This is a genomic window from Arenimonas sp., from assembly GCF_044348765.1.
Taxonomy (GTDB): Bacteria; Pseudomonadota; Gammaproteobacteria; order Xanthomonadales; family Xanthomonadaceae; genus Arenimonas.
In genome coordinates this window covers 40,593-61,604 of sequence record NZ_JBIKSE010000007.1, presented here as the reverse complement: position 1 = coordinate 61,604, position 21,012 = coordinate 40,593, and the positions used below count along the sequence as shown (strand labels likewise).

The following is a 21,012-nucleotide window of genomic DNA, read 5'->3' as shown; positions in this document are numbered from 1 at the left end:
AGGCACAAGGTCAAATAAACCACCTGACGACGCAAGGACATGATGAACATGGACTGATTTTACGTTACGGCTGCGTGAATGTGTCGATGCCCTCGTCTGCCTTTGGTGCAAGAAACAAGCCACTCATGCAATTGCTTGTTTTTCTTCACAAACTACCGATTAGCAAAATTTAGAATAAAAAGGCGAGGCATCCTGCCCGCTCAATCAAAACCTGAGGACCCCGTATGAATCTTTTCAAAATACCCTGCGCCCTGACCCTGCTGGCGCTGGCATCGGCGCCTGAAAGCGTCTATGCCAACGAAGGCGGCTGGTACACAACCGCCATTTTCGGTGTAGCGTCGCAATCCGATCAAGCTTTGGACTTTACCGGGAACGGCAACCCTCAGACGGCGAACAGCCGACTTTCTTCTGGTGGCTTGGCTGGCGCAGCATTGGGCTATGGCTTTCCCTCTGGCTGGCGGGTGGAAGGCGAGTTCATCTATCAAAGCGTCGATGCCAAGGACCCCGGGCTGTTGCCGCCGGCACCGGTTGGAAAAGGTGACTATGCCTCAACCGGGCTTGCGCTCAATGCCCTCTATGATTTCGATTTGTTCGGCTCTAAGCACACCACTACCTACCTCGGCGCCGGCGTTGTAATGCTCAACGAGGTGGATATTGATTTCGAGAACAATGGCATCGAACGCTCCTACAGCGGTTCGGATAGTGCGTTGCAACTGCTGTTCGGGGCACGCTACCGGCTCGGCGAGCGTTTCTTCATGGATGCCGGACTGCGTTATCTGACGGCATCATCGGTGCGATTGGAAAGCGAAGACGGTGCCTTTGGCGAGATTCGCGCCGACTACCAACCTTGGGCGGCAACCGTGGCTTTAGGTTGGCAGTTTTAATGGCCTAGCCAAAAAAAACCCCGCCTTCAGGCGGGGTTTTGTTTGGTGGGCCCACTAGGATTTGAACCTAGGACCAAGGGATTATGAGTCCCCTGCTCTAACCGCTGAGCTATAGGCCCGCAAGAAGTCAGGCCAATTTTACAGTATTTTCTCAACAAGCCCTCGGCCATTACCTTACCCATACAAAGACAGAGGCCAGCAATCAGGGATTGCCGGCCTCCGGTACATACGTTAGGCAACAACTCATTTACCGCCGGGCACAACCTCGTTCAGCAATGCCGGACGGTACATCAGACGCAGGCCCAAGGAGGCATCATTACCCATCAAACTATTGAAGCTGTTCTGGTACATGAAGCTCAGACCCCAGCGCATTCCCAGATCGGAGTCGAAACCCACGCCCAGCAGAGCATCCCAATCACTCCAGCCCGGTGTTTCCAGAATGAAATCATTCACAACCGGTGAATTGAGGTAGTTGATGGATACGGTGCTATCTGACTGCGAGCGATTGCGCGCCTCAATATTCCAGAACGGACGCGCATATCGGCTGAATGCATCGCCGTAATAACTACCTTCAAAACCAATCGCAAAGGTGTCATTCGTTACATCCTGGCCACCGAAGTCGAATGCGTTGGTAGTGATGCCAGACTCTGCATAGCCGTCCAAACTGGATTCAGTGCGATCGTAACGTAGGTACGCGCCATATTGAACCGTGTCTTTTCTGAACTCGTAACCGAACAGCAGCGAGGCATACCATTGGTCACCGTCACGACTGGCTAATGCATAGCCCGCATCGGGAGCACTCCAGCGGCGGACATCGAAGCCAAGCGCGCCCATGCCAATGATGCCATCGAGGTAAATGCCCTCATCATTGCGATATGCACCATAAAAACTGAAGGACTGCTGATCTGCATCAAGCTCGCTTTGAACCGATCTCAGATTGTAGCCGGTGCTTGCGTAACCGACGGTTGCACCAAGCACCATGGAATCCGTAATCCGGCGGTCAATACCCAGGGTTATGCCATCGGTCTGCAGGTTGCTGCCACCCAGACTGCTATCGGACAAGGTCACCGAACCCATGCTCCACACCGACACGCCTTGGCAAGCCTCTTCAGACTCAATAGCAATCCTACCGGACTGACCTTCTGCAGAACCCGCGTTGGAAACATTCAGGCCGAGACTGCAACCTTCATGAGCTTCCGGCGTTTGACGGATCTCGCGCAGACGATCACGGATGTTCATCATCTGAGCTCCGGCAAAACGGCCGCTGGCATCCAACTGTGCGGCAATCGTTTGCTTGACGGACTCATCACGGGTGGGATCCACGCGAATGACCAGCGTATAGGTACGGGTACCGATAGCACCATAGATATCTTTAGAGGTTACCGTGAATGTGTAGGTGCCCGGGGTCGTCGGTATTCCTGTAATCAGTCCGGCGCTATTCATATTCAGCCCGACGGGCAGACTGCCACCCGTCAGGGTGTACTGATACGGACCGGTACCGCCTGTCGTTGTAAGATTGGTGGAATACGCCATGCCGACTTCAGGGGCTGCGATGGTTGCCGGGCCGACAGTCAAAGCGACCGGGGGTGCAACAACAATCGTGTACTGCTTGCTGCCGAAGTCACCACCGGTGCTATCGGTGCCTTTAACAGTAAAGGTATAGGTACCGGCGGCCGTCGGGGTTCCCGACAGCTGACCACCGGTCGTCAACGTCAGGCCGGTCGGCAACGTGCCGGCCGTCACCGCATAGGTATACGGACCCACGCCATCACCGCCGGTGGCGGTCAGGGTCTGATTGGCATAAGTAGCACCCACGGTCCCCGCCGGCATGCTGGCCGGACCGATGGTCAGCACATTCCCGGCTGTGATGGTCAGGCTGTAATCCGTCGTGCCGCTGTTGCCGAAGCTATCAACGCATTCCACGGTGAAGTTGTACGCCCCCGCCGCGGTCGGCGCGCCAATCAGTGTATTGCTGGTCAGTCTGATGCCGCCCGGCAACGCGCCGGCTGTGATCGAACAGGTGTACGGACCGGTACCACCGGTCGGGGTCAGTAACTGGCTATACGAACTGCCGCTGGTGCCACCCGACAAAGTGGCAGGACCAATATCGACAATAGCCGAAGATATTAATAGGGTATTGGTAACACTATCGGTAGCACCGCCCGTCGTGTCAGTGCCAGTGATAGTAAAGGTATAGTTGCCGGCAACAGTCGGAGTTCCCGACAGCTCGCCACCAGTGGTTAAGGTCACATCGATCGGCAGCATTCCGGCCGTCACCTCATAGGTATATGGACCCGCACCATCACCACCGATTGCGAACATGGTCTGATTAGCATAGGCAGCACCCACCGTTCCCTCCGGCATGCTGCCCGGTCCAATACTTAGCACACCCACATCTGTAATTTCGATTGTGTAGTTTGCAACACCATTCGCGCCGGCAGAATCAACAACTTGTGCGCGAAAGGTGTAGGTTCCAACAACTGTTGGGGTGCCGCTTATGCTGCCATTGGCATTCAATGTTAATCCTGTCGGCAGAATCCCACTAAAAACACTATAGGTATAATTGCCATTACCACCCGTTGCGATTATTGCACTCGAATAAGCTGTATTAAGAGGCCATGTGGTTGATGCGCCGGGCAAACTCAATGTCGATGCACAAGTGCCGCTGGGGCCAGCTGTCATCTGAATACTCAAAGAGTTGCCGCCTGTAAAATTAGCAACGACACCCTGTGCTGATGTCACTCTCACTCCGAATGTATTATTGCCATTAACGTTCGTACAGTTGACTCCAGATACGATGCCGTTTGACGAAATCACAAACCCGGACGGAAGCGCTCCAGAAACAAGAGCATATGTGTAGGGAGCGTCTCCAGCAGTCGGACCTGAGGTCGTGTTGCTAAGATTATAAGTGTAGGAAACACCACGCATGGCTTGCGTGATACTCACGTCTGAAATAGTTATCCCATTAACTGTTTTACTCTGGGCATAAGCATGGCTACCAACACCGAGGCCTGTCATAAGAATTAATAAGGAGAACAAGCCCAGCAAGGAGTGCTTGATATTTTTCATATAGTTTTAATTCGAAAAGTTAATAGGTATTGTTTAGCACGCCTAATTATCCCAGAACGCAATGCTTTACTATTGACATTGCGGGACAGAATCTTATCTTTGCATGCGAAATAACTTCAAATCGGCACATTGAATTGTGCCATTTTTGTAAACTTGAAGAATAAAGTGTGCCATTTTGTAAACTCGCCAGCACCGAAAATACACTTAAATAAAAAACCTACAAGCGAAGTTGTAGGTTTTTTAAGTGCCTTGAATCTCGCTGAACCATTAAGCAATCATGGATTATCCGAGTCGAGGAAGGAACGCATGATGTCGGCGCGCGAGGGATGACGCAGCTTGCGCAGGGCCTTGGCTTCGATCTGGCGGATACGCTCGCGAGTCACGTCGAACTGCTTGCCGACTTCTTCCAAGGTATGGTCGGTGTTCATGTCGATGCCGAAACGCATGCGCAGCACTTTCGCTTCCCGCGGAGTGAGACCGGCCAACACGGAATTGACCGCTTCACGCAGACCGATGTTAGTGGCATTTTCCATCGGCGACTCGATGTTGCTGTCTTCGATGAAATCGCCCAGGTGTGAATCCTCGTCGTCGCCGATCGGGGTGGCTAGCGAAATCGGCTCCTTGGCGATCTTCATCACCTTGCGGATCTTGTCTTCCGGCATTTCCATGGCTTTGGCCAGTTCTTCCGGCGAGGCCTCGCGGCCCATTTCCTGCAGCATCTGGCGCGAAATGCGGTTGAGCTTGTTGATGGTTTCGATCATGTGCACCGGAATGCGGATGGTGCGCGCCTGATCAGCGATCGAACGGGTGATAGCCTGGCGGATCCACCAGGTGGCGTAGGTCGAGAACTTGTAACCGCGTTTGTATTCAAACTTGTCGACCGCTTTCATCAGGCCGATGTTGCCTTCCTGGATCAGGTCGAGGAACTGCAGGCCGCGGTTGGTGTATTTCTTGGCGATCGAGATGACCAGGCGCAGGTTGGCCTCGACCATTTCCTTCTTGGCCTTGCGCGCCATCTCCTCGCCGTAGCGCATTTCATCGTTGGCGCGCTTGATTTCAGCCAGTGGCGCGAACAGTTCCTTCTCGATGGCGACCAGTATTTCCTGCTGCGCGATGATGGCGTCTTTGTGTTCGCGGATACCCGAAGACCACTTCTGTTTGCGGCCAATCACGGTTTCCGCCCACTTCAGATCGGTCTCGCTGCCTTTCCAGGCCTTGATGAAATCCTTGCGTGGCATCTTGGCGGCATCCACCGACAGTTTCAGCACCGCGGCTTCGTGGCGGCGGATTTCACCGATTACTTCACGCAGACGACCGAGCAGGGAATCGGTCTGCACCAGCGGGAATTTCAGGCGCAGCACCTCATCGGCGATGGCCAGACGCAGCTTCTGCGACTTGCTGTTTTCCAGGCCGAACTTGTCGACGGCTTTGTGGAATTTCACGGTCAGAGCGGCCAGCAGCTCCATCCGGCGCGCTACTTCCAGCGGATCCGGGCCGGTTTCAACCGCAGCAGTTTCGCCATCGGCATCGTCTTCGACCTCGACCGCTTCCACCACCGGCGGCAGTTCCGGCTCGTCGCCTTCCAGATCGAGGAAGCCGATGACCACTTCCGACAGGCGCTTGCGGCCGGCCTTGTGTTCTTCGTAATCGGACAGAATCTGCTGGGCGATCCACGGAAAATTGGCCAGACCGGTGTGCAGCTTGTTCAGGCCTTCTTCGATGCGCTTGGCAATGACGATTTCACCTTCGCGGGTGAGCAGGTCGACCGAACCCATTTCGCGCATGTACATGCGCACCGGGTCGGTGGTGCGGCCGGCTTCGTTCTCGAGCGAGGACAGCACGGCCACGGCTTCTTCGGCGGCGACCACGTCGACGCTGCTGCCAACGCTGCGGCCCGACAACAGGAGCGCTTCGATGTCCGGGGCCGACTCGTGCACCACGATGCCCATGTCGTTAATCATGCCGATGATGTTTTCCATCTCGTCGGCATCGATCAGATCTTCCGGCAGGTGGTCGTTGACGTCGGCCAGTGTCAGGTAGCCCTGATCCACGCCCTTGGCGATGAGTTCCTCGATTTCCGATTTGATATTGCGTGGGGTGGTCATATGCGCTCGTCTAGCCAGAGGTGAGGGGGAACCGATTATTATAACAGAGGGTCGGCTTTTCTTAGTAACTTATTGAATCGAATTGACTTATGTTTCCAGCCAGAAGGTCACCGGACCGTCGTTGACCAGGCTGACTTGCATGTCGGCGCCGAAGCGGCCGGTGGCGACCGGACCATGCCGGCGACGGACGGCCTCGACCAGAGCATTAAAACCGGCCAAGGCCTGTTCCGGCGGCGCGGCCGAGGTAAAACTCGGGCGCAGACCGGAACGGGTATCGGCAGCCAGGGTGAACTGGCTGACCAGCAGGACCCCACCGGCCACGGCCTGCACCGACAGATTCATCCGGCCTTCGGCATCACTGAACACGCGGTAAGCCAACAGGCGTTCGGCCATGCGTTCAATGGATGCTTCGGTATCGCCGGGCTGCACCGCCACCAAGACCAGCAGACCGGTGCCGATGGCGCCGATGGTTTCGCCCTGCACCGCCACACTGGCCTGTTTGACGCGCTGGATAAGGGCAATCATGCGTTATTCGGACCGGAGTTGCAGTATGCGTGACAGTTAGACCATAACCTTACCGAAAAGTTCCGCAAATGTCCGCAAAAGGGGGAATCCGTTACACTGAGCCGATGATCCGTTTCGCCTGGTTTGGCACCCTTCTGTATGCTTTTGCACGCCTGATCGGCCTGCTGCCGATGCCCGCGCTGCGCGCGTTGGGCGTGGCGTTCGGCGGGCTGGCCTACCGTCTGGACAGCCGCGAAACCCGCATCGCCCGCCGCAATCTGGTCCTGATCCACCCGGACATCGACGATGCCGCCCGGGAAAACATGACCCGCGCGCTGATGCGCTCGATGGGCCAGAGCCTGATGGAAACCCTGGCCATCTGGACCCGGCCGCGGGCGCGGGTGCTGCGCCTGGTGCAGCAGGTGCAGGGTGAACACCACCTGCAGACGGCTTTGGCGCAGGGCCGCGGTGTCTTGCTGGCGGTGCCGCACTACGGCAACTGGGAATTGCTGATTGAATTCATGGCCGCGCGCGGTCCGTTCAGCCTGGTCTTTAAAGCGCCCGATAAAGCCGGGCTAGAGCGTTTTCTGAATAAGGCCCGCAGCGGCGCCAATGTACAGCTGGTACCGGCCGAAACCACCGGCATGCGGCCCCTGCTGCGCGCCCTGCAGAACGGTGAAGTGGTCGGCATCACCCCGGACCAGCAACCGCGCAAGGGCGGCGGTGAATTCATTTCTTTCTTCGGCCGCCCGGCACTGACCCTGAGCCTGATTGCAAAACTGGCGCAACGCGCGGGCACACCGGTGGTGTTTGCCTACACCGAACGCAGCGGCGCGGGCTTCAATGTCGTGTTCGAGGCCGAGGAGCCGGCCCTGCACGAGCCCGATCTGCAGGTGGCGCTGACCGCCATGAACCGGCGCGTGGCGGCGATTGCCACCCGTGACTTCCGGCAGTACCAATGGACCTACAAACGCTTTAGCATCCGCCAAGACCCGAACGAGAAGAATCCCTACACATGAACACTGTATTGAATGATTTGGATGCCGAAGGCTGGCAGGGCCTGGAGCCGGCCGCCAAACCCCTGATGTTCTGGTTCGGACTGCTACCGTTCCTGATTCCGATTGCGCCGGCTACGGTTGTGCCGATGACGCTGATACCCGGCTGGTCCGGTCTGGCCATTACCCTGCCGGTGACCGCCCTTTGTCTGGTGCTTGGCATTTCTTTCGGACGTAACCGCTGGCAGTGCACGCGCTGGCGTCTGGATGATGCCGGCTTCCGTCTGCGCAAAGGCCGCTGGTGGCAGCAGGAAATTTTCATTCCGCGTTCGCGGGTGCAGCATCTGGACATCCACAACGGCCCGATGGAGCGTTCGCGCGGACTGGCCACGCTGGTGATCCACACCGCCGGTACCGAAAGCCACGCCCTGAAACAGCAGGGCTTCAGCCTGCAGACCGCCACCGATCTGCGCGACGCACTGATTCCGGAACGCCGCCGTGACGACAGCGCCCTCTGAGGCTGTGGTGGAAGCCATTCCCGAACAGCGGCTGCATCCGCTGTCGTGGCTGTTCGAACTGTTCAATGTGCTGCGGCAGTTCATTGTGCCGATTCTCATCCTTCTGTTTACCGGGCAGGGCGACCGCTATGAACTGTGGGGTCTGCTCGGCGTTGGGGTGATGGTGCCGCTGGCGGTGGCGCGTTATTACAGCTTCCGTTACCGCATCGGCGGCGACCGTATCGTGATCCGCTCGGGCCTGCTGCACAAAACCGTGCGCGATATCGCGTTCACCCGCATCCAAAACGTGACCCTGCATCAAGGGCTGCTGCACCGGCTGATGAACGTGGCGGAAGTACGCCTGGAAACCGGCGGCGGCGAAGACAAGGAAGAAGGCCGCATGCGTGTCCTCGGCTTCGCCGAAGCGCAGGCCCTGCAAGGCATCATCCGCAGTTCGGAACTGCCCGTAAGTTCGGCTGATGCCGAAGCATCCGCGGCCGAAGACCAGGTACTGCTGCAATTGCCGACCCGGGAACTGCTCAAACTCGGCCTGATCTCGAACAAAGGCATGCTGCTGGTGGCGGCCGGCATCGGTGGCGCCTATCAATTGAACTGGAAACTGCCGCAAGCGCTTTTCGAACATGTCGGTAGCTGGCTGATGGCGCATCGCGACGACCTCGGTAACGGCCCGATGGCCTATGTGCTGGGCGGCATGTTAGTGCTGCTGGCGGCATTCACCTTGCTGCGTCTGATATCAATACTGCAGGCGCTGCTGCATTACCACGGCTTCGTGCTCAGTAGCGATGCACACCGCCTGTCGATTACCCGCGGTCTGTTGAGTCGCTTCAACGGCTCCTTACCCCGTGATCGCATCCAGGCTTGGACATTGAAACAAGGCTGGTTGCAGCGCCGTTTCAAACGCTACGCGCTGCAGGTGGATGCCGCCGCCGGCAGCAACCAGAAGCACGAACAGCTGGAATCGCATTGGGCGCTGGCCCCGATTGCCGACGATGCCGGCATCGCGCACATCATCGGAAGGGTTTTGCCGGAGGGCTCCTGGCCGGTGACCGAATGGCTGCCGCTGCATCCGAACGCCTGGCAGCGTCGGTTCAAAGTGCCGGCGTTTTTCCTGTTGCCGATCAGCGCGGTGTGTGTGTTCTGGTTCGGGTACTACGGATTGCTGCCGCTGCTCGGTATTCCGTGGCTGTATGTGCAGTCGAAAATCTGGGCGCGGCACGCGGGCTATGCGCATGCCAATGGTTTGATTGCAGTGCGCGAAGGCTGGATCGGCAAGCACTGGCGCTTTGCGCAAACGCGCAAAGTGCAGGCGGTTTACCTGAAGCAATCGCCGTTCGACCGCCGGCACGGCATGGCCACGGTGTTCTGCGATACGGTGAATGCGGGCATGGGCGAACCGGCGCTGGCCGTTCGCTATCTGCCGTTCGATGAGGCGGTGGCGCTGCACCATGAAGTTTCAGCGGCGATTGCTAGGTGAATGGAGAAGCCCAAATGGTCATGGTCATTTTCCGGGCGCGTATCCGGAAACTCGATGATGAATATGTGCGGGTCGCGGCACGCATGCGTGAACTGGCGATTGCCGAATTCGGATGCATCGAATTCCATGCCGTCAGTGAAGGCGCCGAAGAAGTCGCGCTATCGTACTGGCCGGATGAAGAAAGCATCCGCCGCTGGCGCAATCATCCCGAGCACCTTCTGGCGTAGCAGACCGGCCGTGAGCGTTGGTATGAATCCTATTCGGTGCAGGTCGCACGGATTACGCGCCAGTACCGGAGCAAAGACTGAAAGCCATCATTCCTGCCAGAACGACGGAATGAACAGCACCAGGATGGTGAAGATTTCCAAGCGGCCGACCAGCATGGCGAAACTCATCAGCCAGGTCGAGAAATCGCTGAGCACCTGAAAATGGAGTGCGACCTGCCCCAGGCCCGGGCCGAGATTATTCAGACAGGAAGCCGCTGCCGAAAACGCCGTGGTCAGGTCCAATCCATCGGCGGACAGCAGCAGTACCAGCACTAAATACAGGCTGATGTAGAGGGCGCAGAAGCCGGCTACCGAAATCACCACGCTTTCCGAAACACGCTTGCCGCCCATGGTCACCAGAAACTGCGCTTTCGGATGCACCAGCTGCTTCAATTCACGCGATCCTTGCTGCACGACCAATTGTACCCGCGCCACCTTCATGCCGCCGGCGGTGGAGCCCGAGCAGCCACCGATGAAGGCGAGCATGATCATCAGAATCGGCAGCATGCCCGGCCAATGCGCGAAACCGGTGCTGGCATAACCGGTCGTGGTCAGATGCGATACGGTCTGGAATGCGGCATGGCGCAGGGATTGGTCGAACCCGGTAATCTCGCCTGAGAGCAGAAGGTAGACGGTGACGATGAATACAACCACCGCCACCATCATGGCGAACACCCGCAGCTCACTGCTGGCCTGATAGTGACTGACCGTGGCCGCACGCCAGGCATACCAGTGCAGGCTGAAACTGACCGCGCCCAAAAGCATGAATACGATGGCGATGCCTTCGATCAGTGCATTGTCCCAGTAGCCGAAGCTGGCATCGTGGGTGGAGAAGCCAGCGGTGGCCACGGTGGTCATCGCGTGATTGACCGCATCAAACAGGTTCATGCCGGCAAACCAATAGGCCAGCGCACACAGCACGTTCAGTCCCAGATACACAACCCACAGCGTCCGTGCGGTTTCGGCGATGCGCGGGGTCAGTTTGTTGTCCTTCACCGGACCGGTGCTTTCGGCCTTGAACAGATGCATGCCGCCGATTTTGAGCATCGGCAGCACAGCGATGGCGAGAATCACGATACCCATACCGCCGAAGAAGTTGAGCGAGGAACGGAAAAACAGCAGGCTCTTCGGTAGATTATCCAGGCCGGTCAACACCGTGGCACCGGTGGTGGTCAAGCCGGAAGTCGCCTCGAACACGGCATCGGTATAGCTTAGCTGCGGCAGCGCCAGATAGAACGGCACCGCAGTGACCAAGCTGGCGATGATCCAGATGCCGGCCGTGATCAGGAAGCCATCGCGCAGACGCAGCTCATAGTAACTATTGCGGAACGCGTACCAGAGCACGGCTCCGATTACCGATGTCGGCAGCATCGCCTCCAGGAACGGTAATGCCGTCGACTCATTCCACAAGGCGGCCAACAACAGCGACGGCAGAATGATCAACGAGGACAGCGCGGTGACCGCGCCGAACACCCGCAGCATGGCACCGGCACGATTGCTCAACGCCAGTCCATCTCTTTGAACAGAGCGATGACCACCGGCAGATCGCGCTTGTCAGCGACGAACAGGATGATGTGATCGCCCGGCTCGATCACGATGTCGTGATGCGCGATCAGCAGCTCATCGCCGCGCACGATGCCGCCGATGGTGGTCGAGTCCGGCAGCGCCAGTTCATCGAGTTCACGGCCAATCACGCGTGAACTGCGGCGGTCGCCGCGTACCACCACCTCGATGGCTTCGGCGGCGCCACGGCGCAGCGAGTACACGCGCTCGGGCGCGCCTTCGCGGATGTGCGAAAGCAGAGCGCTAAGGGTGACCGACTGCGGGCTGATGGCGATGTCGATGGTGCTGCCTTCGACCAGCTCGGCGTAGGACGCACGGTTGATCAGCGCGACCACGCGCGGACAGCCCAGGCGCTTGGCCAACATAGCCGATAGGATATTGGCTTCATCGTCGTTGGTGAGCGCGCAGTATACATCGGTCTGGTCGATGTTCTCTTCGCGCAGCAGATCCTCATCGGCGCAGTCGCCGACCAGTACGATGGTGTTGAGCAGATCCTCGGCGATGCTGCGGGCGCGCTCACGCGAGCGCTCGAGCACTTTCACTGAATAGCGTTTTTCCAGCGAGCGTGCCAGGCGCCGGCCGATGCCGCCACCGCCGGAAATGAAGATGCGCTTGGTCAGGCGTTTATCGGCCGAACGGAACTCGCTCATCATCGCTTTAATGGCGTTCTGGTGGGCGAGGAAGAACACTTCGTCGCCGGCCTCGATGACGGTGATACCCTCGGGCTTGACCGCCTTTCCTTTACGGAAGATGGCGGCCACACGCACGTCCATGCCCTGCGGCAGATGTCGGCGCAGTTCACGGATTTCATGGCCGACCAGAGCGCCTCCATGCAGGGCGCGCACCGCGACTAGCTGGGCACGGCCTTCGGCGAAATCCAGCACCTGCAAAGCCCCGGGGGTAGCAATCAAACGTTCCACATGCCGGCAGACCAGATCTTCCGGACTGATGGCGGCAGTGACCGCGGCTTCGCCACCGAGCCCCTGTTTGGCCAGCGCCAGATATTCGAGTTCGCGCAGGCGTGCCACGCGCGTGGGCGCATTTGGCTGCTGGGCGGCGATCTGGCAGGCGATGATGTTGACCTCATCGGATGACGTGACCGCCACCAGGAGTTCGGCTTCGTCGAGTCCGGCCTGGGCCAGCACGCTGGGCAACGAGGCATGGCCCGCAACGGCGCGGATATCGAGCTTTTCGGTGAGCTCGCGCAGGCGTAGTGAGTTACTGTCAACCACGGTGATGTCGTTCTGGTCTTCAACCGACAGCGCTGCCGCTACCGAGCTGCCGACCTGGCCGGCGCCGAGAATGAGGATTTTCATGGCAACTTCCCTGCGTTCATGGCGTCCATGATAACGGAGTCCTTACATCGGCGCAGGCTGTAACCGCCGTGATATTGACCAGCCACCAGCTGCGGCGGTTGGCCTTATCCATCGCGAGCGTGCCCGGCCCGCCGTAATCGATGCAGGCCAATTCCTTGTTTTCATGCACCAGCAGCAGCCGGGTTTTCGGACTTTGCTGCATCCAGGCCATGCCACGCGCGAGTTGCACGGCATGGGGCTGCCGAAATCCGAACTCGGTGACGCGACCACGGGCCTGCAGCAGATTCTGCTCCTTCCAGGCCACCAAGCCGATCTCCGTTCCCGGTCCGGCCTGCGTAAAAGCCTGCTGCATCAGCTTGCGCGCGGAGCTACTGGCATCCAGCACCGGATGCGCGACAAAGCCGTAGCCGAGCCAGAGCACGCTCAGACTGATAGCAACAGCCGCTAAGACGTGCCGCGTTCGCGCCCACAGACCAACCAACAGAGTGATACCACCGCAGACCACCAGCATCCACCACAGCCAGCGGACCTCGGCACCGAGGCCGCGTTGACTGACCAGCGTTTCGACAAAGCCGGCTTGCCCGCTCAAGGCGGCGATGCCAAGCCCGGTGAAGATCAGACCGAGCATGAGCACGAATGCCAGCAACGCGAGGCGGAAACCGCGGCGTTCACTGAGACCCTGCAGGTAGGGCGCCGCCGCCAAGGCGAAAGCCGGCAGTGCCGGCAGGATGTACATGTCGCGCTTACCGGAACTGATGCTGAAAAACAGCACCACCAGCGCACCCCACACCAGCGGAAACAGCACGCGCAGATCGCGTTCGGAAAATGCGGTACGCCACGGCTTCAGCAGCCAGAACCAACTCAGCGAGAACGGCAACCAGAATAAGGTAATGATTTCTGCGAAGTACCAGAACGGTTCATAATGATGCCAAGGATTGGTATAACGTTCGGCGGTCTGCTTGAACAGGATGTTATTGAGGTATTCGGCATGCTCTGGGTTGCCCGAATTCAGACCCAGATAGATGATGGACGATAGCCAGAGTCCAATCGGAAGCAGGAAACATCCGACGGCCGCCAGCCAACGCCAGCCGTCGCCGCACTGTGCCGCTGTCATCGGCGCGCATTGCCAATGCCGGTAAGCCACCAAGGGCAGCAGCGCCAGCAATGGCAGGAAACCGACGCCTTTAGTGATTACACCCAGGCCGGCCAAGGCGAAGCCGCCGCAGAGCAGACGCCAGTCACGCTCTAGCAGCACATGCCGTGCAATGAGATAGAACGAGGCCGTGGTCATCAGGACCAGCGTCGGATCGATCTGGGCACGCTTGAATTGATACATGAACTGCAGCGACACCAGGATGGCCGCCGCCGCCCACAAACCGGCACGTGGCTGCCACAGGCGGCGCCCGAGATCGTAGACTAGCCACAATACCGCCATGCCCGACAGCAGGGAGGGCAACAGGAAACTCCAGCGCCAGCTGCCGATCAGGAAATACGACAAGGCCAACAGCCAGAAATAGACCGGCGGTTTATCGGGATACAGCTCGATGCCGCGGTGCGGAAACAGCCAGTTGCCGGACTCCACCATTTGCTTGGCCACCAGCACGAAGCGCGGCTCGTCGGCCGGCCAGGGATCGCGCAGGCCATAGCCGGCAAACAGCACCACGAACGCGATGGCGAAAAACCACCAGACAGATTTATCAGACAGCATCGTCGACATGTTGCGGACTTCAGACATCGATGTCCTTCTCCCGGGGAGTCAAGGCGCGGCGCGCCGATGTGCCTAGGATACCGCAGTGTCCGGTGCATGCCGAGCTGGTTGCCACCGACACTCAGAGCGCGCTGGTTGTTTCCCGCAGGACCAGCTCGGAGCGAATCATCACTTCCACCGGAATATCCGGCTGCTCGCGGAGTTTAGCGATGAGCAGTTGCACCGCATTCGCCGCCATAGCTTCGATCGGTTGACGCACCGTACTCAGGGCCGGCCAAACCTGGCTGGCCAGCGGGATATCATCGAAGCCGACCACCGACAGGTTGCTGGGAACGCTGACGCCAAATTTATGCGCGATGCGCATTACTCCAGCGGCCATATCGTCGTTAGCGGCGAAAATCGCGGTAGGCGGCTGCGGCAGCGCCAGAAGCGCTGCACCGGCGACCTCGCCCGACTCGAATGAGTTGTAGCCCTGCACCACGTAGTCTTCGCGCGACGGCAGGCCGAGTTCCCGCAGTGCAGCACGGTAACCCTCCAGACGCAGACCGACCGCGCGGTGATCCGGATGTCCGGCGATGAATGCAATGCGACGGTGACCGAGTGCATACAGCGCGCGCGTCATCGCCACGCAGGTGCGTTCATCGTCGGTCACCACCTGCAGGATATCGTCTCGGATTTCCGCCGGCGCGATTGCCACCACCGGCACGCCGGCGGCCACCAGTGCATCCACGGCGGCGGCCATGTCGGACAGCGGGGGGGTCAGAATGACGCCATCGAAGCGGCCCTGTCGGTGCAGATTGATGATCTCGTCGCTGATGCTTTTGTTGCCGAACTCGCAGGGGTGCAGCAGCAGATCGTAACCGGCCTCCTGACAGGACTGCAGCGCGCCGCGCTGGACCTGATGGATGTAATTAGGGCTCGGGTTGTCGTAAAGCAGTCCGAGCGTCAGCGATTCACGGGCGGCTAGACTGCGGGCCGAGTGGTTCGGGCTGTAACCGAGTGCGGTGATGGCAGTCTGCACCAGCGAGCGGGTGGCTGGCGCGACATTGGGCTCGTTGTTGAACACGCGTGAGACGGTCTTGATCGATACCCCAGCCAGCGCTGCGACATCACCGATGGTCGGACGGCCCGGACGCGGCGCATCGGCCGGCGCAGCGGCTGACAGGCTGCGCTTACCGCTTTGTGTGGCGACCTTGGCTGATTTCCGGGGCTTGAATTTATTCACGGGGTGGTTCACAACGAATGACGGCTTTGCCGGCCATGCCTGGCACCATGCGCACGCCGGTGATGCCCAGCGACAGCTTTCCGGAGGTGGCGATCAGCATGCCGGTATCCACACGTTTGAGGTCGGCGCCGGCTTTTTCAAAACAGTAAAGATCCATGCTCAGCGAGAACCAGGTATTCAGGGGTGCGCGCTTGAAGACGTCACTGAGGTTGCCTTTGGCGCCGCAGGGATAGCCACAATCGATGCGTAATTCTACCGGCTGGGTCGGTCGCGATTCAAGCATCATATCGATGACCAGTGCCCCGCCAGCTTTACGCAGGGCCGTCAGATCCTGCGGCGAAGTGCTGTTCAGGAACACCTGTCCGACGCCGCTGCCGTTCCACACCACCCGCCGCGAGTCTTCCTGGACTTTACGGTCGAAAGAACTGACCGTGACCGCGCCATTGGCGGAGGTGGTGGTGTTGCCGGTCACCGGCAGGCTCCAGCCACCTTTGTCGCCGAGTGAAAGTTTCCAGGGTGCCACCGGGCCGCGTTCGAACAGGATAATTTCGGAGGCGGCGGTGACGGCTTCGGCGGCACCGAATTCGGGCAGATCATCGGCAAGCGCTGATGGCTTGGCATAGTTCAGTCCGTATCCGACGGGGAACAGGGGCTGGGGGGCGCTGGCATCGCGGATGACCCGTGCCTGCAGCGGTTCAGCCGGCCAACGGAAGGGGAGACGGCCGATGAAGTCATAGGCAATACCACCGTCGGCTTTGCGGAACAGCACATCGGCGATACCTGAGCCTTCCGAGCCCGGCAACCACGCCGCCACGAAAGCATCGGATTGGTTGAGTTCCGGATTGGTCCAGAGCGGACGGCCACTCAGCAGCACGGTGACCACCGGGATGCCTTGGGCTTTGAATTTCTTCAACAGCGCCAGATCGGCCGGCCGGGCGCGCGCCTGGTTGAGATCGCGGCGGTCACCCTGGCCTTCGGCATAGGGCTCTTCGCCGATGATCACGATGGCGGCATCCGGTTTGGTTTTGAAGTTGCCGTCCAGACTGCGCTCGATACTGCCGCGTGCCTGCAGGGCATCGGCGATGCCTTTGTAGATCGAAGTCGCGCCGGGGAAGTCGGCATTGCTGTTGCCGGTGCCCTGCCAGGTCAGCGTCCAGCCACCGGATTGACGGGCGATGTCATCGGCGCCATCACCGGCGACCAAGACATGCATGTCGGTTTTCAGCGGCAGCAGACCCTTGTTGTTTTTCAGCAGCACCAGGGATTCGCGCACGGCACGGCGCGCCAGGGCACGGTGCTCGGCGGCACCGACCGGTTTCGCCGGATGCACGGCCAGACGCTGCGACGGACGTGGCGCATCCAGCAGACCGGCACGCAGCTTCACCCGCAGGATGCGGCGCACCGCATCATCGATGCGTGCTGCAGGCACCTGCCCGCGTTTCACGGCTGCCAGAAGATTGCCATGGAAGGCTTTCCATTCTTCCGGCACCATGAACAGATCAATGCCGGCCAGGACCGCAGGAACGCAATCCGCATTCGAACAACCGGATACCTGGCCGATGCCGTTCCAGTCGCTGACCACGACACCGTCGAAACCCAGACGTCCTTTCAATACCTGATTGAGCAGATACTCATGGCCGTGCAGCTTCTTGCCCTGCCAGCTGTTGAACGAAACCATCACCGTCTGTGCACCGGCGCCGAGCGTGCCGCGGTAACCGGCACCATGCACGGCGGCGAGTTCGGCCTCACTGATCCGGACATCACCCTGATCGACGCCGTCGGCGGTTGCGCCATCACCGATGAAATGCTTGGTGGTGGCGATGACGCGGTTGTGGCGGAGGAAGTCGGCGCTGCCGGCCCGACCCTGCAGTCCGTTCACCAGGGCCGTCCCAAGCGATTTGACGATATCGGGATTTTCCGAATAGCTTTCGTACGTGCGACCCCAGCGAAAATCACTGGCCACCGCCACAGTCGGTGCGAATACCCAGCCGATGCCGGTTGCGGCGACTTCTTCCGCGGTCGCTACGCCGATGGCCTCGACCAGAGCCGGATCATTGGCGGCGCCCAGCCCAAGATTGTGCGGAAACAGCGTGGCACCGAAAACATTATTGTGGCCGTGCACGGCATCGGTGCCCCAGAGCACCGGAATGCGGGTGCCGCCGACATCCACAGCGGCATCATGGTAGGCATCAGCGAGTACCAGCCAATCGCCCGGCTTGGCCTGCTTGTTGGTCTGCGGGAACGAACCGCCGCCGTTCAGGACCGAACCGAGCGCATATTTGCGGACATCCGTCGGCGTGGCGCTGCGGATTTCGGCCTGGATCATCTGGCCGACTTTCTGCTCGAGCGTCATTGCGGCGAGGATGCCGTCAATGCGTTTTTCGAGCGCCGGATCGGCCGGTACGGGGTTGGGTATGGGTTGCCAATTGGCGGTGTTTCCGGTGTCCTGCGGCATGCCGTAGATCGGTGCCGTCATCAGCGCAGCCAGACATACGGCTGCGGTCAATCGCTTGTTCATCGTGTGCTCCAACCCGGTGTAACCGGACGCCGAAGCGTCCGGTTACACGGATGACGATCAGAAATCTTTGTGGAACTTGATCCCGTAGGAACGCGGCGGGAAGAAGCTGGCCTTCATGTAACCCGGACCCGGATCGGCCCACTGACGGACCAGTTTATCGGTCAGATTATAGATGTACAGCTCGGAGCTCCAGCCATCCATGGTATCCACCAGACGCAGTGATGCGTTGAAGGTGGCGAATGCGCGCTGGCCGCTGTGGAACGGACCTTCGTCGAAATTGTTGTCGGCGAAGAACATTTCGCTCTGCCAGTGCATCGACACGTTCGGAATCAGCAGCTTGCCTTCGCCGAATTTGGCGGAATCGAGCGCGAAGGTATGCTCCATGGTGATGGTGGTGGAGAATTCCGGCGACCAAGGCAGTTTCTTGCCGCGGTAGTCGGCCGGGCGGCGTAGGCTGTTGTCCGGGCGGACCTGGGACGGATCTTCCGGGGCGCATTCGGATAGGCCGAGGTAAGCGCGTTCGAAACAGAACCAGCCGTCTTCAGCACCCGGAAACTTGGTGATGGTGGCATCCAGGTAGGTGAACCAGCCGTATACGCGACCGCCTTTCCACGGCAGCCAGTCGAACTCGATTTCCAAACCCTTCACTTCTGCTTCCGCGATATTGGTGGTCAGCAAAGTACCGATGTCGCGGTTGCTGACCTGCGACTTGCCGACGACGGCCCAGGTGGTACGCTGCATGTTGTCGTATTGGGTGAAGAACACGTTGCCGAGCAGATTCAGTTTGCCATCGGCGAGGCGGGCCTTGAAGCCAGCTTCGATGGTGGTGGTTTCTTCCGGCTCGTAGGCGAATGCGGTCAGGCCGCCCTCGCAATCGCAGACGTTGACCTTATCGCCGAAACCGCCGGCCTTGTAACCGGTGGCGGCGTAGCCGTACAAGAACCAGTTTTCGTTGAGCTCATAATCGGCGCCGAGACGCCAGGTGCCCTTGCTCCACTTGGCCGAGAAGGTGTTGTCAGTGCCGGGCACGCGGTCGATGAAGTCTTCCGCCAACGAGCCCATGCTGTTGTTCAGATTGCCGGCCTGGTAAAGCTCGCCGGAGGTAGACCAATACGGAACAATGCCGATCAAGCCCCAGCTCTCATACCAGAAGCTTCCACCAAAAAGTCCCGGGTTGACCCAGTAGCCTATAGTTTCGTGATTCGAGCCGCCTTTATCGCTCTTCTTGTCCCAGCTGTAGCGGTAACCGGCGGTGAAGTTGAGCTTGTCGTTTACCTGGTAATCGAGCTGGCCGAAAAGCGCTTCCGACTCGACGCGGCGGTCCGGCTGCACGAAGGACTGTGCCAGCGGAATGCCGGCAGAGCAGCAGAACGGAATTTCAACGTCGAAACGAATGTTGTTTTTTTCCTGCAGGTAGAACGCACCAAGTACCCACTTCAGCGGGCCATCGCCGGAAGACTTGATCTGCAGTTCGCTAGTCAGCGAATCGTAGTTGGAGTAGCGCGTGGTTAGCTGCAGGTCTTCGAACGGAAACAGGGCATACGGCGCAAAACCGGCATCGATGATGGCCTGCTGATCGCGGATCAGGAAGCCGAAGCCGCCGCAGCAGACGCGGTTGATGCCATAGGCCGGATGGTCCGGATCGGCAAAGGCGCCGCCGTCACCATCATAGGCCTGGGAACGGGTTTCCTCGGAGTAGGCGATGCGATGCTCGACCAGAATGTCATCGGCGGCCTGCCACTTGAACTCGGAACGCCAGGTGTCGATGGTCATGTTCAGCTCGCCCGGCACATTGATGTTGGCCGAGAACTGCGGCTGGTCGCATTCGAAGAAGGTGCCTTTGGCTTTTTCGCAGTCCTTCAGCGAAATCATACCAGCGCCCTGATCGCGGTAGCGGTCGAAGGTCAGCAGCCAATCGATATCTTCGGTCGGCTTCATGCCCAGACTCAGGCGGCCGGCCCAGCGGTTGGAGTTGCCATAGGCGTCGGAATCCTCGACGCGGTGGTTGCGGCGCTGGTCGGTATTGACGATGCCATCGGCCGGTACGTCGTTCGGACCGTTGAAGATGCCGTCACTGTTGGTATCCCAGTTCAGGTCGAAGGTGTCCATGCGCTGGTCGATGTAGCTGTCGGTCTTGTCGACCATGAACGAACCGCGCAGCGCGATCCAGTCGTTGATTGGCACATTGAACATGCCGCGCATCAGCTTGTGGTTGTTGTTGCCGAATTCGATGTCGCCGCCGCCGAAGACCTGATCGGTGACCGGGCGTGCGGAGATGATATTGATGGAACCGGCGGTGGAGTTGCGGCCAAACAGGGTGCCCTGCGGCCCACGCAGGACTTCCACGCGCTCGACGTCATGCATCAATGCCAAACCGTTCTGCGGTCGCGGGGTGTAGCTGCCGTCGATGTGGATGCCGACGGTGGGATCGCCGAGTTCGGTGAAATTGTTGGAGGTGATACCGCGCACCACGACCTGCACGCCGGAATCGGAGGGCGAGAACCCGACCTGCATGTTAGGCACCAGATTGCCGAGATCGCGGACGTCCTGCACACCTTGGCGGTCGAGCGTGTCTTGGGTGAATGCGGAAACCGCCAAGGGCGTCTGCATCAGAGTGGTTTCGAATTTGGTGGCGGTTACCGTGACCTCTTCCAGCACCTGCGGCGTTTCCTTGCCGGCAGCCGCCACTTTGGCCTTGGCATCGTCACTGGCGGCAGCGGTTTCCGCGGCTTTCTTCTCCTGAGCATGTGCCTGCGTGAACAGCACCGATGCAAGCATCAGTACCGCCGACAGGATGGTTCGTAGACTGGAATTCATAACCCTCTCTCCATCAATTCGGTTTCGTTATCGGCTTGGCATGCCTATAG

14 protein-coding genes and 1 tRNA gene are annotated in these 21,012 nt (G+C 59.4%); 5 read left to right on the top strand and 10 right to left on the bottom strand.

Going from position 1 to position 21,012, the window contains the following annotated elements:
• Window positions 1–224 precede the first annotated feature (224 nt).
• Entirely contained in the window at window positions 225–884 is a 660-nt protein-coding gene (locus ACIQ0Q_RS02490; protein WP_395771367.1) for an outer membrane protein, read from the top strand.
• 43 nt (window positions 885–927) lie between these two features.
• Here the strand turns inward: ACIQ0Q_RS02490 and ACIQ0Q_RS02485 are convergent.
• The 4 genes from ACIQ0Q_RS02485 to dtd form a co-directional block, all read right to left on the bottom strand.
• Window positions 928–1,003 (bottom strand) — tRNA-Ile (locus ACIQ0Q_RS02485).
• Between the two features lie 124 nt (window positions 1,004–1,127).
• On the bottom strand, window positions 1,128–3,953 hold the full coding sequence (locus ACIQ0Q_RS02480) for a putative Ig domain-containing protein (RefSeq protein WP_395771366.1): 2,826 nt from the start codon (window positions 3,951–3,953) through the stop codon (window positions 1,128–1,130).
• 275 nt (window positions 3,954–4,228) lie between these two features.
• On the bottom strand, window positions 4,229–6,058 hold the full coding sequence (rpoD, locus tag ACIQ0Q_RS02475; protein ID WP_395771365.1) for an RNA polymerase sigma factor RpoD: 1,830 nt from the start codon (window positions 6,056–6,058) through the stop codon (window positions 4,229–4,231).
• Window positions 6,059–6,145: 87 nt separating this feature from the next.
• A complete protein-coding gene (gene dtd, locus ACIQ0Q_RS02470; RefSeq protein ID WP_395771364.1) occupies window positions 6,146–6,583 on the bottom strand; it encodes a D-aminoacyl-tRNA deacylase in 438 nt (145 codons plus the stop codon).
• A 68-nt stretch (window positions 6,584–6,651) separates the two neighbouring features.
• Between dtd and ACIQ0Q_RS02465 the strand changes: the two genes are divergently transcribed.
• From ACIQ0Q_RS02465 to ACIQ0Q_RS02450, 4 genes are read left to right on the top strand one after another with little or no spacing between them, the layout of a single operon-like run.
• Window positions 6,652–7,581, top strand: a complete 930-nt coding sequence (locus ACIQ0Q_RS02465; RefSeq protein ID WP_395771363.1) for a lipid A biosynthesis lauroyl acyltransferase — start codon at window positions 6,652–6,654, stop codon at window positions 7,579–7,581.
• Entirely contained in the window at window positions 7,578–8,075 is a 498-nt protein-coding gene (locus ACIQ0Q_RS02460; protein ID WP_395771362.1) for a PH domain-containing protein, read from the top strand. The genes ACIQ0Q_RS02465 and ACIQ0Q_RS02460 overlap by 4 nt, the downstream gene beginning before the upstream one ends.
• The gene (locus tag ACIQ0Q_RS02455; RefSeq protein ID WP_395771361.1) at window positions 8,056–9,549 is read left to right on the top strand and encodes a PH domain-containing protein; all 1,494 of its coding nucleotides are present in this window, start codon (window positions 8,056–8,058) and stop codon (window positions 9,547–9,549) included. The genes ACIQ0Q_RS02460 and ACIQ0Q_RS02455 overlap by 20 nt, the downstream gene beginning before the upstream one ends.
• A gap of 14 nt (window positions 9,550–9,563) precedes the next feature.
• Window positions 9,564–9,776: an antibiotic biosynthesis monooxygenase family protein gene (locus ACIQ0Q_RS02450; RefSeq protein ID WP_395771360.1), complete on the top strand. Its 213-nt coding sequence runs from the start codon at window positions 9,564–9,566 to the stop codon at window positions 9,774–9,776.
• An 87-nt stretch (window positions 9,777–9,863) separates the two neighbouring features.
• Here ACIQ0Q_RS02450 and ACIQ0Q_RS02445 read toward each other — a convergent pair whose 3' ends face one another.
• The 6 genes from ACIQ0Q_RS02445 to ACIQ0Q_RS02420 all read right to left on the bottom strand — a co-directional run bounded on the left by ACIQ0Q_RS02445 (window position 9,864) and on the right by ACIQ0Q_RS02420 (window position 20,962).
• Window positions 9,864–11,318 carry a TrkH family potassium uptake protein gene (locus ACIQ0Q_RS02445; protein ID WP_395771359.1) on the bottom strand — a complete coding sequence of 485 codons (1,455 nt, stop codon included), beginning with the start codon at window positions 11,316–11,318 and terminating at the stop codon, window positions 9,864–9,866.
• Window positions 11,315–12,694, bottom strand: a complete 1,380-nt coding sequence (gene trkA, locus ACIQ0Q_RS02440; RefSeq protein ID WP_395771358.1) for a Trk system potassium transporter TrkA — start codon at window positions 12,692–12,694, stop codon at window positions 11,315–11,317. The genes ACIQ0Q_RS02445 and trkA overlap by 4 nt, the downstream gene beginning before the upstream one ends.
• 16 nt (window positions 12,695–12,710) lie before the next feature.
• Window positions 12,711–14,429 carry an ArnT family glycosyltransferase gene (locus ACIQ0Q_RS02435; protein WP_395771357.1) on the bottom strand — a complete coding sequence of 573 codons (1,719 nt, stop codon included), beginning with the start codon at window positions 14,427–14,429 and terminating at the stop codon, window positions 12,711–12,713.
• A gap of 94 nt (window positions 14,430–14,523) precedes the next feature.
• A complete protein-coding gene (locus ACIQ0Q_RS02430) occupies window positions 14,524–15,627 on the bottom strand; it encodes a LacI family DNA-binding transcriptional regulator (RefSeq protein ID WP_395771356.1) in 1,104 nt (367 codons plus the stop codon).
• Window positions 15,620–18,145, bottom strand: a complete 2,526-nt coding sequence (locus ACIQ0Q_RS02425) for a glycoside hydrolase family 3 protein (RefSeq protein WP_395771355.1) — start codon at window positions 18,143–18,145, stop codon at window positions 15,620–15,622. The genes ACIQ0Q_RS02430 and ACIQ0Q_RS02425 overlap by 8 nt, the downstream gene beginning before the upstream one ends.
• Window positions 18,146–18,202: 57 nt before the next feature.
• Window positions 18,203–20,962: a TonB-dependent receptor gene (locus tag ACIQ0Q_RS02420; RefSeq protein ID WP_395771354.1), complete on the bottom strand. Its 2,760-nt coding sequence runs from the start codon at window positions 20,960–20,962 to the stop codon at window positions 18,203–18,205.
• Between the last annotated feature and the right edge of the window lie 50 nt (window positions 20,963–21,012).

Coding starts and splice junctions, on each gene's coding strand:
- ACIQ0Q_RS02490 (WP_395771367.1), top strand. CDS start 225: ATGAATCTTTTCAAAATACCCTGCGCCCTGACCCTGCTGGCGCTGGCA.
- trkA (WP_395771358.1), bottom strand. CDS start 12,694: ATGAAAATCCTCATTCTCGGCGCCGGCCAGGTCGGCAGCTCGGTAGCG.
- ACIQ0Q_RS02425 (WP_395771355.1), bottom strand. CDS start 18,145: ATGAACAAGCGATTGACCGCAGCCGTATGTCTGGCTGCGCTGATGACG.
- ACIQ0Q_RS02420 (WP_395771354.1), bottom strand. CDS start 20,962: ATGAATTCCAGTCTACGAACCATCCTGTCGGCGGTACTGATGCTTGCA.
- ACIQ0Q_RS02435 (WP_395771357.1), bottom strand. CDS start 14,429: ATGTCTGAAGTCCGCAACATGTCGACGATGCTGTCTGATAAATCTGTC.
- ACIQ0Q_RS02480 (WP_395771366.1), bottom strand. CDS start 3,953: ATGAAAAATATCAAGCACTCCTTGCTGGGCTTGTTCTCCTTATTAATT.
- dtd (WP_395771364.1), bottom strand. CDS start 6,583: ATGATTGCCCTTATCCAGCGCGTCAAACAGGCCAGTGTGGCGGTGCAG.
- ACIQ0Q_RS02450 (WP_395771360.1), top strand. CDS start 9,564: ATGGTCATGGTCATTTTCCGGGCGCGTATCCGGAAACTCGATGATGAA.
- ACIQ0Q_RS02460 (WP_395771362.1), top strand. CDS start 7,578: ATGAACACTGTATTGAATGATTTGGATGCCGAAGGCTGGCAGGGCCTG.
- ACIQ0Q_RS02465 (WP_395771363.1), top strand. CDS start 6,652: ATGTCCGCAAAAGGGGGAATCCGTTACACTGAGCCGATGATCCGTTTC.
- rpoD (WP_395771365.1), bottom strand. CDS start 6,058: ATGACCACCCCACGCAATATCAAATCGGAAATCGAGGAACTCATCGCC.